The organism is Leucobacter sp. UCD-THU (genome assembly GCF_000349545.1).
Lineage (GTDB): Bacteria > Actinomycetota > Actinomycetes > Actinomycetales > Microbacteriaceae > Leucobacter > Leucobacter muris.
The window spans coordinates 86,277-99,497 of the sequence record NZ_KB714601.1 but is presented as its reverse complement, the minus strand read 5'-3'; the positions used below and the strand labels follow the sequence as shown (position 1 = coordinate 99,497).

Below are 13,221 nucleotides of genomic sequence, written 5' to 3'. Positions count from 1 at the left end.
TCAGGCGGGGTCGACCGCGGTGATCGTGCTGATCGGCAGGGTGCGCTCGACGCCGGCCCCCGCATCGCTCGCGCGCAGGCGCCCCGCGTTCACCGAGACCGGCAGCAGTGTGAAGGTGCGGCTCTCTCCGCGGGCCTCGGCGGTGACGCGCACGGGGCTGCGGTCCCGGATCGCGAGTTCGAGTCGACGCGTGAAGTCTCCCGCGCCCGGTTGGGAGTGCGCGGCGGCGAAGACGCGGTCGACGAGCGCCGCCAGGGGCTCCGACAGCTGCGGTTCGGCCGGCGCGCTCGACGCGGCGGCGGGATCCTCGGGAGGCGCCGGCGCATCGTCCCGGGGCGCGCCTGCGACGGATGCGCCTGCGACGGATGCGCCCGCGGCGGCAGGCGTCGCGGTGCGCGAGCCCGGTGCGGGATCCGCGGATCGCCTGCCCGTGGCGTGGTAGCGGGCGTCGGCGAGCGCGGCGAGCACGTGGTCGATGCGCAGTCGGGAGAAGAGCGTGGTCTCGCCCGCGGCGGCGGTGCCCGGGGCCGCGGACCGCGCGACCGCGGGGGCTCGTCGCAGCTGGAGGTGCTGCAGCGCTCGGTCGACGAGCAGGGTCTCGGCGAGGTCGGGGCGCGCGACCGTGATGCGGGTGCGGCCGTCGTCGCCGTCGTGCTCGTCGACGATGATGCTGCCGAGCCGCTCGGCGAGCGACCCCAGCAGGTAGTCGAGCGGCTGGGGGATGCCGGTGAGCGAGAGCCGATCGAACGCGGCCCGGGCCTCCGAGGCGGGAAGCCCGCGCTGCAGTGCGGACGACACGGAGGCCTCGGTGATGCGGCGGGTCGAGGCCACGCCCACGTGCTCGGGGGCGGTGAGCGAGGCCAGCAGGGCCTCGTCGCCGGGGGAGAGGGGGCCGGGGACGACGACGCTGAGGTCGGGCTGCACGTAGACTCCGGGCGAGGCCGCCGGGAAGATCCGATCGATCAGGGCGCCCGCCTCGGCGCGTTCGCCGGCGAGCAGCCGCAGTGCGACCTCGCTGAGGCGTCCCCGCACGGTGAGGCCGAGGTGCTCGGCATCGGCCGCGAAGGATCGCGCGGCGGCGAACTCCGCCTCCGGCAGCAGCGGGAACCTCTGCGGCAGCGCCGCCGCGGCTCCGGCGAGATCGGCGGTGTCGCCGCTCCGCAGCGTCGCGCTCAGTTCGGGGCTCATCGACACGAGCGTCGCCTCGGCGAGGGCGGCCCAGCGGGCGGCGGGGGCGGCGTCGAGCCACGCGGGGGCGCGGGACGACGGGATCAGCGCCGCGTCCGAGACCGCGGTGCTCGTGAGCGCGGCCCGGTCGAGGGCGGTGAGCGTGCGTGCCAGCGGGTCGGCCTCGATGCGCGTCGTCTCGGAGAGCGCTCGCACCGTCGCCACCGCGACCGTGCCGGTGCGATTGAGGCGTCCGGGCCGCTCCCTCAGCGCGCGCAGGCTCTCCGCCGCCTGCGCCACGGCCGTGAGCCCCGTCGCGTACCAGGAGTGCGAGCCGTCAGCGGCGGCTGCGCCGGGGGTCTCCGCGGGTGCGGGCTCGTCGGCCTCGAGCGTCAGCGACCCGGCGTCGATGCCCGCCGCCTGGAGCGCGTCGCGCAGCACCGCCTCCACCTCGGGCAGCGGCACCGGATCGGATCCGCCGTGCCGCTCCTCGATCCCGAGCAGTCCGAGCCCCGTCAACAGCGCGAGCTCCGATGGAGCGGCGCCGCGCGGATCCAGCAGCGCGGCGAGACCGCGCCGATCGAGGCCCGCCAGCGTGCGCGCGACCGACTCCGGGCGCAGCAGCTCGGTGGCGAGGCCGATCGGATCGAGCACGCTCGCGGGCGACTGCACCCGCCGACGGCGCACGAGCGACTGCAGCGCGGAGCGATCCATCCCCGCGACGGCGGAGGCGAGCGCGAGGATGCCGCTCATGTCGTGAGGGGCGCTCAGCGCCCGTGTTCGCGCCGGAACTCGGCGCGGCGCCTGCGCTGGCTCAGGATCAGCAGAAGGATCAGCAGCACGAAGCCGACGGGCAGACCGAACAGTGAGAAGCCGTAGACGAACGGCCACAGGCCCTCGGCCATGGCGAAGCGGTCGTTCATGCCCACGATGAGCGTGGCGAAGAACGACAGGAGCGCCACCGCGATGATGGTGAGCGAGGCATACGCGAGAATGCGCTCGAGAAGCGAGGGGGAGCTGGGTTCGGTCGACATCCGGTCCATTTTACCGCGGGATCCGCTGCGTGTACTGCGAAGCTCGGCCGGATAGACTTGACCGGGTATGCGATCACGCGGTGATCGCGGTTCAGGAAGCGGAAGATCCGAGCAGCGGAGATCCGCCGGACAGGAGAGGAACGAGGCATGCCGAACGGCAAGGTCAGGTTCTATGACGAGGCGAGGGGCTTCGGGTTCATCCAGGGTGATGACGGAGCGCAGGTGTACCTGCACGCGTCGGTGATCCCTGACGGTGCCGACGTGCAGCCCGGAACGCGCCTGGAGTACAGCGTCGCCGACGGCCGGAAGGGGCCGCAGGCGCTCTCGGTGCGCGTGCTCGACACCCCGCGCCTCGCGAAGCGCAACCGCAAGTCGGCCGACGAGATGGCGGTCATCGTCGAGGATCTCGTGAAGCTGCTCGACGGGCTCGGCGCCAGGCTCAAGAAGGGGCAGTACCCCGAGCGCGCCCAGTCGCGCAAGGTCGCCACCATGCTTCGCCACGTCGCGGACGATTTCGATGTCTGAGCCGCACGACGCCGCGGCCGAACCCGCGGAGCAGGCGCCTGAGACCGTCGGGGCGAGCCCCGAGGCCGCAGCGACCGAGGTCGTGCAGCCCGCTGAGACCGTGCAACCCGCTGAGGCCGCGGCGGTCGCCGCGAGCGAGCACGCCGATCAGGCGACTCCCACTGCCGACCCCGTGCTGCTCGCCGCCCGCGAGCAGGCCCGCGAGGCGCTCGCGGAGATCGCCGACGCGGGGTCGATCGGCTCGGACGCCGGTTACGAGGCGCACGAGGATCACGTGCTCACCCTCTTCTTCGAGTGCCGCCTCGCCGGCTACCCCGGCTGGCGGTGGGCCGCGACGCTCGCCCGCGTCGACGAGCAGTCGCCCGTCAACGTGCTCGAGGTCGAACTGCTGCCCGGCGAGGGCGCGGTCGTGGCGCCCGAGTGGGTGCCGTGGTCGGTGCGGCTGGCGCAGTATCGCGAGGCGCAGGCGAAGCAGGCGGCCGACGAGGCCGCGGCCGCCGAGGCTGCGGCGGCCGAGCTCAGCGACGAGGACGACGTGGACGCCGACGCCGACATCCTCGACAACGACTTCAGCGACTTCGACGACGAGATCGACGGGGTCGACCTCGAGGAAGACTCCGACGACGACTCCGATGACGACGACTCCGATGACGACGACTTCGATGAGGATCGCGAGGACGACGCCGACGAGACCGAGCTGTTCGACGAGGACACCGACGACGTCGATGACTCCGATGACGACGAAGACGCCGACGCCGACGAGCCGAACGAAGACGATGACCACGATGGAGAATCCGGCTCCGCCGCCGCGCAGGGGGGCTCCGAGGAGGAGTGACCGGGCGCCCGTACGACAGAGCCCCTCCGACCCCGAGGATCGGAGGGGCTCTGTCGTACGGCGACCCGCGCCGAGCGCGTGCGACTAGCCGAGGCGCTCGAGCACGTAGTCGATCGCGCCGGTGAGCTTGCGCACGTCGTCGGGCTCGATCGCGGTGAACGTCGCGACGCGCAGCTGGTTGCGGCCGAGCTTGCGGTAGGGCTCGGTGTCGACGATGCCGTTCGCGCGCAGCGCCTTCGAGATGGCCGTGGCGTCGACGGCGTCGTCGAAGTCGATGGTGACGACCACCTGCGAACGGTGATCGGGGTCGGCCACGAACGGGGTGGCGACCGCCGACCGCTCGGCCCAGTCGTAGAGCGCCTGGGACGATTCGCGGGTGCGATCGGCCGCCCAGGAGAGGCCGCCCTGGGCGTTGATCCAGCGCACCTGCTCGTCCATGAGGCCGAGGGTGGCGAGCGCCGGGGTGTTGAGCGTCTGGTTCTTGCGGGAGTTCTCGATCGCACCCGCGAGGTTCAGCGTCTCGGGGATGTAGCGGCCCGAAGCGGTGACGCGCTCGATGCGCTCGATCGCGGCGGGCGAGACGAGCGCGAACCAGAGGCCGCCGTCTGAGGCGAAATTCTTCTGGGGCGAGAAGTAGTAGACGTCGACCTCGTCCGCATCGAAGTCGATGCCGCCCGCACCGCTCGTCGCGTCGACGACGGTGAGCGATCCCGCGTCGCCGGCGACGCGGCGCACCGGCGCCATCACGCCGGTCGAGGTCTCGTTGTGGGGGTAGGCGTACACGTCGACGCCCGCGACGGGCTCGGACTGCGATCGCGAGCCGGCGTCGGCGCTGCGCACGTCGGGCTCGTCGAGGAACGGGGCCGAGGCCGCGGCCTTCGCGAATTTCGCGCCGAACTCCCCGAAGGTGAGGTGCTGGCTGCGGCGCTCGATGAGCGAGTGGACGGCGGAATCCCAGAACGTGGTGGCGCCGCCGTTGGCGAGCAGGATCTCGTAGCCCTCGGGAGCGCGGAACAGCTCGGCGAGGCCCGAGCGCACGCTGCCCACCAGATCCTTCACGGGGGCCTGGCGGTGCGAGGTGCCGAGCACCCCCGGCTGCAGCGAGGCGAGGAAGCTGAGCTGCTCGTCGCGCACCTTGGAGGGCCCGCAGCCGAAGCGGCCGTCGGCGGGAAGAAGGTCGGATGGGATCGTGATGTCGGCCATGCGTCATATCTTATCGACGGCCTCGGACGCGCAGCGACCGGGCCGCGACGGGCGGCCGCCCGCATCTCGGGTCGCGGAACGCCCCCGAGGATGCTCTAGGCTGGTATCCCTGGCGCCCGGCGCCGCGTGTGCAACTCCGTGCAGAGAGGACGGCGATGACTGATCTCATCGATACGACCGAGATGTATCTCCGCACCATCCTCGAGCTCGAGGAAGAGGGGATCGTGCCGTTGCGCGCGCGCATCTCCGAGCGACTCGGGCACTCCGGCCCCACGGTGTCGCAGACCGTCGGCCGCATGGAGCGCGACGGTCTCGTGATCGTCACCGACGACCGTCGACTCGAGCTGACCCCGGACGGGCGCATGAAGGCGGTGCACGTCATGCGCAAGCACCGGCTCGCCGAGCGCCTGCTCGCCGATGTGATCGGCCTCGAGTGGGAGTACGTGCACGAGGAGGCCTGCCGCTGGGAGCATGTGATGAGCGAGCGCGTCGAGCGCAAGCTCCTCGACATCCTCGGCCGGCCCACCGAGTCGCCCTACGGCAACCCGATCCCGGGCCTCGAGGAGCTCGGCGGCGCCCGCACGGGCGCCTTCCAGACCGGCGTCACGGGGCTGGGGGAGCTGCTCATCGAGTTGGACCGCTCCGTTTCGGCGAACATCAAGCGTCTCGCCGAGCCGATGCAGGTCGATCCCGAACTGCTCGAGCAGCTCGCGGCGGCGGGCGTGGTGCCCGGCCGCTCCGCCACCTTCACGCGCAACGGCGATGTCGTGCACGTCGAGGTCGACGGATCCGAAGAGGCGATCGACCTGCCGTTCGAGGTCGCCGCCCACATCTTCGTCTCGGTGTAGAGACGAACCCGCGCGAGCGGGTGAACCTGTAATCGGCGGGTCTGCACCGACCCGTTCGCAATGGAGCTGATAGACCGAGGAGTCCACGTTGTCGCTGCCCACCCCAGAGGTGCATCTCCGCGCCGTAGCCGAGACCGTTCAGCACCGCAGTGCCGCGGAGCCCGAATTCCTGCAGGCCGTGCACGAGGTGCTCGACACGCTCACCCCGGTGCTCGCCGAGCACCCGGAGTTCATCGAGGGGGGCATCCTCGACCGGCTGGTGGAGCCCGAGCGGCAGCTGATCTTCCGGGTGCCGTGGACCGACGACTCCGGCATGGTGCGGGTGAACCGCGGCTTCCGCGTGCAGTTCAACTCGGCGCTCGGCCCCTATAAGGGCGGTCTGCGCTTCCACCCCTCCGTGAACCTCTCGGTGGTGAAGTTCCTCGGTTTCGAGCAGATCTTCAAGAACGCCCTCACCTCGCAGCGCATCGGCGGCGGCAAGGGGGGATCGGATTTCGATCCGAGCGGCAAGAGCGACGCCGAGGTGATGCGGTTCTGCCAGAGTTTCATGACCGAGCTCGTGCACCACATCGGCGAGCACACCGACATCCCCGCCGGCGACATCGGCGTGGGCGCCCGTGAGATCGGCTTCCTGTTCGGCCAGTACCGTCGCATCACCCAGCGCTACGAGGCCGGGGTGCTGACCGGCAAGGGCGTGGGCTGGGGCGGCGCCGAGGTGCGCACCGAGGCCACCGGCTACGGCGCCGTGTTCTTCGCCGAGGAGATGCTGCTGCGCGCGGGCGAGGGGATCGAGGGCCGCAGAGCCGTGGTCTCGGGATCGGGCAACGTGGCCACCTACGCGATCGAGAAGATCCAGCAGCTCGGCGGCAAGGCCATCACCGCCTCCGACTCGGGCGGCTACGTGGTCGACGAGCAGGGCATCGACGTGGATCTGCTGAAGCAGGTCAAGGGCGTCGAGCGCGCCCGCATCTCGGAGTACGCCGCGCGCCGGCCGGGCGCGCACTTCGTGCCCACCGGCGCGGTGTGGGACGTGCCCGCCGAAATCGCGCTGCCGTGCGCGACCCAGAACGAGCTGAACGTGGATCACGCCCGCGCGCTGATCGCCGGCGGCGTGCGCGCGGTCGCCGAGGGCGCCAACATGCCCACCACGCCCGGCGCGGTCGAGCTGTTCCAGGAGGCGGGCGTGCTGTTCGCGCCGGGCAAGGCGGCCAACGCGGGCGGCGTCGCGACGTCGGCGCTCGAGATGAGCCAGAACGCCGCGCGCTCGCGGTGGGACCGCGACAAGAGCGAGTCGCGTCTGCACGACATCATGCGCGACGTGCACGCCGCCACCTACCAGGCGTCGGAGCGGTACGGTCGCCCGGGCGACTACGTGCTCGGAGCGAACTCCGCGGCCTTCGTCACCGTGGCCCAGGCGATGCTCGAGCAGGGCGTCATCTGATCTCTCGGCGTCGAGAGACTTTCGGCCCCTCGAGCAGCCCGAGATCCCTGAAGTTTCAAGGGAGGTTGAGGGTTTCGTGACCCGAGCGTGACATTCCCGTGATCTTCGGTTACTCTTGAACGGTCGCGGCTCGAAAGGGCCGTTTCTCACGCAGAGAACCGCAAAGCAACGTTAGGCAGATAATCTCGTGATTCAGAACCCCAGCACGGAGCTCGTAGCCTCCGGTGACGCCGCTCGGTCGACCTCAGGGAAGGCGAAGCGAATCGCACAGATGGCGGGTGCTGCGGCACTCAGCTTCGGACTGGTAGGCACCTTCAGCCTTCCCGCCTACGCGACCGCTCCCGATCCCGAGGGCGGCATCGACGGCTACCAGGCCCCCGCCCAGTCCCTGCAGACCGTGCAGGTCGACGAGACCGTGGTGCCCATCGCCGCACCCGAGGGCGAGGTCGGCGCCGACGTTCTCGCACAGGAGCGCCAGCAGCAGGAGGCCGAGGAGGCCGCCAAGCGCGCCGAGGAGCTGCAGGCCCAGCAGGTCTCCACCTCGTCGTCGTTCTCGGGCAAGGACATCCCCGCGGGCGTCGGCGCCCAGGGCATCGTCAACGCGGCCCTCGCCCAGCTCGGCGTGATGCAGGACTGCACGGCGCTCGTCGAGAACTCGCTGCGCGCCGTCGGCATCCCCGCCGGTGACCTCGGCACCCAGATCGGCGAGTACACCGGCCTCGGCGGCACCCTCGTCACGAGCGGCGACTACGCCCCCGGAGATGTGCTGATCTGGTCGGGCCGCCACGTGGCGGTCTACATCGGCAACGGCCAGGCCGTGCACGGCGGCTACGGCGGCAACCAGACCGTCGTCGCGGGTGCCTTCATCGACGGCGCCCCCAGCGGCGTCGTGCGCTTCGGCTAAACCCGAGAGATTTCACACAGGGGGCGGGGTTTCGACCCCGCCCGCTGTGCTGTCTCCAGACTGCTAGACTCGCAGAGGCCCCGCAGCAGGGCCGCGCCTTGGTAGCTCAGTGGATAGAGCACTTCTCTCCTAAAGAAGGTGTCGGAGGTTCGATTCCTCTCCAGGGCACGTACTCGGTCGCTACGCTCCCTCGTGCCCTGTCGAGGTGTGGGCATGAACCTTCAACGTGGCCCGGGGGCGGGCCACGCGGCGTGGCCGCGCCGCGAGCGGTTATCGTGGGGTCATGGCCACCCACTTCTACACCGCGTCAAGCCTCGACGGTTTCATCGCGACCCCCGACCACTCGCTCGAGTGGCTGTTCGCCCATGACTTCGACCTCGAGGGCCCCATGGCGTATCCGAGCTTCATCGAGGGGGTCGGCGCACTCGTGATGGGCGCCTCGACCTACGAGTGGCTGCTGCGCAACCAGCAGGAGTGGGAGTACACCCAGCCGACGTGGGTGTTCACGCACCGCGAGCTGCCGGTGCTCGAGGGTGCCGACGTGCGCTTCGCCCGGGGGAGCGTGCGAGAGGTGCACGACGAGATCGCCGCGTCGGCCGGCGACCGGGACGTCTGGGTGATGGGCGGCGGCGATCTCGCCGGACAGTTCGCGGAGGCGGGCCTGCTCGACGAATTCTGGGTGCAGTTCGCACCCGTGACGCTCGGCGAGGGCCGGCCGCTGCTGCCTCGCCATCTCGAACTCGAACTCATCGACACGGCGCGTAATCGCGACTTCGTCTGCGCCCGGTACCGCGTGCGCGTCGGGAGCTAGGGTGCGCCTCCGGGCGGCGCTCGCGCCGCGCTGTCGCTGCGGTGGAGCGCGACGCCGGACCGGCCGAGGGGCGGCGTCCGCCTCCTACAGCGGCGGGTCGATGAGCAGGCCCGCGCGCTCCGCGAGGAACGACGCGAGCGTGGGCGCCCCGGCGAGAGGGGCGCCGGCGCGCCAGCGCACGCGCACCTCGCCGTCGGCGAAGCCGACAGGGCTCTCTACCGCCGAGGTTTCCGTCTCACCAGAGGGGGCTGTGGCGGACGAGGCCAGCGACGCCGCGTCGAGCGGGATCGGAACGGCATCGAAGTTGACGGGGGATCCGACCTCGTAGCCGCCCCGCAGCGCGGCCGCGGCGATCTCGCGGCGCTCTTCCCGCGACACCGACTGGTAGCCGGGTCGCCCCCGCTCCGCGGCACGGGTCGCCCGCCCGGCCGCGTACAGGCTCGCGTCTGCGCCGAGCAGCAGGGCGCCGAGGCGCCACACTTCGCCCAGCCTCCGCATGGTGGCGGGCCGGGTCCACAGCAGCACGCGCCGCGGTGGCACGTACTCGGCGAGCGACTCCGCGGCCACCGCGGCCTGGCGCAGCTTCGCAACGGTGTCGACGCACGCCTGCATGGCGCGCTCTGCGGCGGCGGAGATGTCAGCGTCAGCCGTCATCCGGCCAGTGTATCCGCGGTTAGACTGAGGCCGGTGACCACGTCTCCAACTGCGCAGGCCTTCGCGCGCCGCGCCACGATCCGCGCCATGCTTCTCGTGCTCGTCGGGGCGATCGGCGTGCAGTCGTCGGCCGCCATCGCCATCGGGCTGTTCGACGCGCTGGGGGTGCTCGGCACGAGTTCCGTGCGCATGGTGATCGCAGCCGTGATCCTGCTCGCGGTGTTCCGCCCCGCGCTGCGCGGTCGCACCGGGCGCGAGTGGACCGGGATCGTGCTCTACGGCGTCGCGATGGCAGCGATGAACGGGTTTCTCTACCTCTCGCTCGGCAGCCTGCCGCTCGGGGTCGCCACGACCATCGACTTCCTCGGCCCGTGCCTCGTGGCGCTCGCCGCGTCGAGGCGGCCGCGCGAGGGGCTGCTCGCGGTGGCGGCGCTCATCGGTGTCGGCCTGATCGCGGGCTTCGGTGGCCCGTTCGATCCGCTGGGTCTGCTCTTCGCGGCCCTGGCGGGCGCCTCGTTCGGCCTGTACACCCTGCTCGCGGCGCGGGTGGGCCAGTCCGAGGGCGGGCTGTCGAGCGTCGCGCTGTCGGTGGTGGTGGCGGCGATCCTCATGCTGCCCTTCTCGGTTCCAGCCGTGCCGCTGCTGCAGCCGCAGCACCTCCTGCCGCTGCTCGCCTCGGCGCTGTTGGGCACGGCGCTCGCCTTCACCGTCGACACCATGGCGGGCAGGCTCACCTCTGCGCGGGTGCTGGGCGTGTTCTTCGCGTTCGACCCGGTCGTGGGCACCGTCATCGGCACCCTGTTCCTCGGGCAGCTGCTCACGCCGGTGGCGGTGGGCGGCATCGTGCTCGTGGTGGCGGCCGGGGCGGGCATCGTGTGGTCGGCGGGGGATCGGCGCTCCCGGTAGGCAGGGAGCGAGCCGGCGCGAGGGCTGCCGGGATGCCTCGTCCGGCAGCCCGTATGCTGTCGGTGTGACGGATCAGGCGGATGGGCGGGGAGCGGAGACGCTCGAGGTGGAACGGAAGTACGAGGCCGGCGTCGAGTTGCGGCTGCCGGACGCGGAGGCGTTCCGCGCCGCAGGCTTCGAGGCCGGGGCGCCCGTCGTGCAGCAGCTCTCGGCCCGCTATTTCGACACCCCCGAGGGGGATCTCGCGCGCCGCGGTTTCGCGGTGCGCTCGCGACACGGCGGCAAGGATGCGGGCTGGCACATGAAGCAGCGCACCGAGGGCGGTAATCGTGAGCTGCTGTGGCCTCACGGCGACGAGATGCCGGCGGAGCTGCGGCGGGAGATCGAGGCGCGGATCGGCGTCTCGCCCGACCGGCTCGTGCCGATCGCGGCGCTCGAGACGCGGCGCACCACCGTCGCGCTGCGTCACGACGGGAGGGAGGTCGTCGAGTTGGCCGACGATCGGGTGCGCGCTCGCGAGGGGGCGACGGGGGTTCGCCGAGCCTGGCGCGAGTGGGAGGCCGAGCTGCTGCCGGGGGCCGGCATCGGCGCGGACGCCGCCGACCCGGAGGGGGCGGCCCTGCTGGATCGTGTCGAGGCGGTGCTGCTCGCCGCGGGGGCGACGCCGTCGCTGAGCTTCGCCAAGATCGCCCGGGCGACGGGTCAGCTGGTCGCAGTCGCGCGCGCGAAGGGTGCGTCCGAGGAGCTGCTCGCCGTGCTCCAACGACTCGATGCCTCCGACCAGCGTGCGGCGCGTAGTCTGGAACCATGAGCAGCGGATCGAAGTCCCGGAAGCAGCGCGGCGAGCAGGACGGGCCGTCGCCCGCCGCGCGGCGCAAGCAGATCATCGTGGCGCTGGTGATCGGCGCCGTGGTGGGCGCGGTCATCGCGGTGTTCACGCAGTTCTGGCTGTGGGTGCCCGCGGGTCTCGCGATGGGGCTCGCCACGGGGGCCATCATGAAGCCGCCGAGCGACTAGATGCGCGTGATGTAAACGCCATTGACATTCACATTTACATTGTGACGGCGATGTGCGAGGATCAGTGAGGAAATCGAGGACGAGGATCCCATGCAACCCACCATTTTCGAAACCAACCGCCCCGCCGCGAAGATCATCGACGACTCGCTGGCCGACACGAAGCTCGGAGTCTTCTGGACCGAGGACGCCGCCGACGCCGCCCGCTATCCCGCGCTCGACGGCGATCAGCGCGTCGACGACGCCGTCGTCGGCGGCGGATACGCCGGCCTGTGGACCGCGATCAAGCTGAAGACCGAGCACCCCGACCGCCGCATCGTGCTGCTCGAGGCCATGCGCATCGGCTGGGCCGCGAGCGGCCGCAACGGCGGCTTCTGCGAGGCGAGCATCACCCACGGCGAGCCCAACGCCGAATCGCGCTGGCCCGACGAGACCGGCACCCTGCGCCGCCTCGGCTACGAGAACCTCGACGCGATCGAGCGCTTCATCGACGAGAACGGGCTCGACGTCGACTTCGAACGCACCGGCCAGCTCTCCGTCGCGAACGAGCCCTACCAGACCGAGTGGCTCGGCGAGAGCGAGGACCCGCACGTGGTCGCGCTCGACCGCGAGCAGGTGCAGCAGCGCATCAAGTCGCCGACCTTCCTCGGCGGTGAGTTCTCGCCGCGCGAGAACGCCAACCTGCATCCCGCCAAGCTGGCCGCCGAACTCGCCCGTCACGCCGCCTCGATCGGCGTCGAGATCTACGAGCAGACCCCGGTGAAGCGCCTCGACGGCTCCGCCGAGGCGCCGATCCAGCTCACCACCGACGCCGGCACCGTCATCGCCGAGCGCGTCGCCCTCTGCACCAACGTCTTCCCGTCGCTGCTGAAGCGCTACCGCTTCCACACCGTGCCCGTCTACGACTACGTGCTCATGACCGAGCCGCTGACCGACGAACAGCTCGCCTCGATCGGCTGGGACGGTCGCGAAGGACTCGCCGACATGGCGAACCAGTTCCACTACTCGCGGCTCACCAAGGACAACCGCATCCTCTGGGGCGGGTACGACGCCGTCTACTTCTCGGGCGGCCGCATCAAGCGCGAGTACGAAGACCGCATGGAGAGCCACCGCAAGCTGGCCAGCCACTTCTTCACCACCTTCCCGCAGCTCGCCGGCGTCAAGTTCACGCACCGCTGGGCGGGTGTCATCGACACCTCGACCCGGTTCTGCGCGTTCTTCGGCCAGGCCTACGGCGGGCGCGTGCAGTACGTCGCGGGCTTCACCGGCCTGGGCGTCGGCGCCACCCACTTCGCCGCCGACGTGATGGTCGACCGCTTCGAGGGCCGCGTCACCGAGCGCACCGAGCTCGAGATGGTCAAGCAGGTGCCGCTGCCGTTCCCGCCCGAGCCCGCGGCTTCGATCGGTATCAACCTCACACGCTGGTCGCTCGACCGCGCCGACCACAACGACGGCAAGCGCAACGTGCTGCTGAAGACGCTCGACGCCCTGGGGCTGGGGTTCGACTCATGAGCGGGTTGCTGCCGAACGACATGAACCTGACGGTGAACGGCACCGCGACCGGCGTCGAGCTCGAGGCCGTGCCCGCCGAAGACGTCGTCTCGGGCTCCCCGCAGCAGGGCATCGCGGAGCTCGGCACGATCGGCGGCGCCGAGGCCGGCATCTGGGAGTTGCGCGGGGGCGTGGTCACCGACACCGAAGTCGACGAGCTGTTCGTGGTGATCTCGGGCAGCGCCCTCATCGAGCTGGTCGACGAGGATCGCACCGTCGAGGTGGGCCCGGGCGACGTGATGCGCCTCGTGGCCGGCACCCGCACGCGATGGACCGTCGAGGATCACATCCGGAAGGTCTACATCGCCGCCGAGTGACCGAGCGGAAT

At 71.3% G+C, this 13,221-nt stretch carries 15 protein-coding genes and 1 tRNA gene; 12 read left to right on the top strand and 4 right to left on the bottom strand.

The features are described from left to right. Together H490_RS21575 and H490_RS21570 are read right to left on the bottom strand one after the other, a co-directional pair. Complete coding sequence (locus H490_RS21575) at positions 1-1,920, bottom strand: helicase-associated domain-containing protein (protein ID WP_017883524.1); 1,920 nt, start codon at positions 1,918-1,920, stop codon at positions 1-3. A 14-nt stretch (positions 1,921-1,934) separates the two neighbouring features. After that, positions 1,935-2,201: a hypothetical protein gene (locus H490_RS21570; RefSeq protein ID WP_041205213.1), complete on the bottom strand. Its 267-nt coding sequence runs from the start codon at positions 2,199-2,201 to the stop codon at positions 1,935-1,937. A gap of 147 nt (positions 2,202-2,348) precedes the next feature. Between H490_RS21570 and H490_RS21565 the strand changes: the two genes are divergently transcribed. Then, positions 2,349-2,726: a cold-shock protein gene (locus H490_RS21565; RefSeq protein ID WP_017883522.1), complete on the top strand. Its 378-nt coding sequence runs from the start codon at positions 2,349-2,351 to the stop codon at positions 2,724-2,726. Beyond that, on the top strand, positions 2,719-3,561 hold the full coding sequence (locus tag H490_RS0115760; RefSeq protein WP_017883521.1) for a DUF3027 domain-containing protein: 843 nt from the start codon (positions 2,719-2,721) through the stop codon (positions 3,559-3,561). Before H490_RS21565 ends, H490_RS0115760 begins: the two co-directional genes overlap by 8 nt. An 84-nt stretch (positions 3,562-3,645) precedes the next feature. On the opposite strand, the gene serC is transcribed toward H490_RS0115760, so the two are convergent. Next, positions 3,646-4,764, bottom strand: a complete 1,119-nt coding sequence (serC, locus tag H490_RS21560) for a phosphoserine transaminase (RefSeq protein WP_017883520.1) — start codon at positions 4,762-4,764, stop codon at positions 3,646-3,648. Between the two features lie 155 nt (positions 4,765-4,919). On the opposite strand from serC, the gene H490_RS21555 reads away from it, so the two are divergent. The 5 genes from H490_RS21555 (at position 4,920) to H490_RS21535 (ending at position 8,768) form a co-directional block, all read left to right on the top strand. After that, positions 4,920-5,612, top strand: a complete 693-nt coding sequence (locus H490_RS21555) for a metal-dependent transcriptional regulator (RefSeq protein WP_017883519.1) — start codon at positions 4,920-4,922, stop codon at positions 5,610-5,612. Between the two features lie 88 nt (positions 5,613-5,700). Next, a complete protein-coding gene (gene gdhA, locus H490_RS21550) occupies positions 5,701-7,053 on the top strand; it encodes an NADP-specific glutamate dehydrogenase (RefSeq protein WP_017883518.1) in 1,353 nt (450 codons plus the stop codon). A 271-nt stretch (positions 7,054-7,324) separates the two neighbouring features. Continuing rightward, the gene (locus tag H490_RS31065) at positions 7,325-7,957 is read left to right on the top strand and encodes an NlpC/P60 family protein (RefSeq protein WP_017883517.1); all 633 of its coding nucleotides are present in this window, start codon (positions 7,325-7,327) and stop codon (positions 7,955-7,957) included. Between the two features lie 95 nt (positions 7,958-8,052). Beyond that, a tRNA-Arg gene (locus tag H490_RS21540) sits at positions 8,053-8,125 on the top strand. A 115-nt stretch (positions 8,126-8,240) separates the two neighbouring features. Beyond that, positions 8,241-8,768 (top strand): dihydrofolate reductase family protein, encoded by a 528-nt coding sequence (locus H490_RS21535; RefSeq protein ID WP_017883516.1) that lies wholly within the window; start codon positions 8,241-8,243, stop codon positions 8,766-8,768. 84 nt (positions 8,769-8,852) lie between these two features. On the opposite strand, the gene H490_RS21530 is transcribed toward H490_RS21535, so the two are convergent. Beyond that, on the bottom strand, positions 8,853-9,422 hold the full coding sequence (locus tag H490_RS21530; RefSeq protein ID WP_017883515.1) for a hypothetical protein: 570 nt from the start codon (positions 9,420-9,422) through the stop codon (positions 8,853-8,855). 33 nt (positions 9,423-9,455) lie between these two features. Between H490_RS21530 and H490_RS21525 the strand changes: the two genes are divergently transcribed. From H490_RS21525 to H490_RS21510, 5 genes are all read left to right on the top strand, one after another. Next, the gene (locus H490_RS21525; RefSeq protein WP_041205210.1) at positions 9,456-10,328 is read left to right on the top strand and encodes an EamA family transporter; all 873 of its coding nucleotides are present in this window, start codon (positions 9,456-9,458) and stop codon (positions 10,326-10,328) included. 64 nt (positions 10,329-10,392) lie between these two features. Continuing rightward, positions 10,393-11,139 carry a CYTH domain-containing protein gene (locus H490_RS0115750; RefSeq protein ID WP_193743389.1) on the top strand — a complete coding sequence of 249 codons (747 nt, stop codon included), beginning with the start codon at positions 10,393-10,395 and terminating at the stop codon, positions 11,137-11,139. Further along, complete coding sequence (locus H490_RS21520) at positions 11,136-11,345, top strand: HPP family protein (RefSeq protein ID WP_017883512.1); 210 nt, start codon at positions 11,136-11,138, stop codon at positions 11,343-11,345. Before H490_RS0115750 ends, H490_RS21520 begins: the two co-directional genes overlap by 4 nt. Before the next feature lie 90 nt (positions 11,346-11,435). Continuing rightward, positions 11,436-12,854: an NAD(P)/FAD-dependent oxidoreductase gene (locus H490_RS21515; RefSeq protein ID WP_017883511.1), complete on the top strand. Its 1,419-nt coding sequence runs from the start codon at positions 11,436-11,438 to the stop codon at positions 12,852-12,854. Continuing rightward, positions 12,851-13,210 carry a cupin domain-containing protein gene (locus H490_RS21510; protein ID WP_031289843.1) on the top strand — a complete coding sequence of 120 codons (360 nt, stop codon included), beginning with the start codon at positions 12,851-12,853 and terminating at the stop codon, positions 13,208-13,210. Before H490_RS21515 ends, H490_RS21510 begins: the two co-directional genes overlap by 4 nt. Positions 13,211-13,221: the final 11 nt, after the last annotated feature.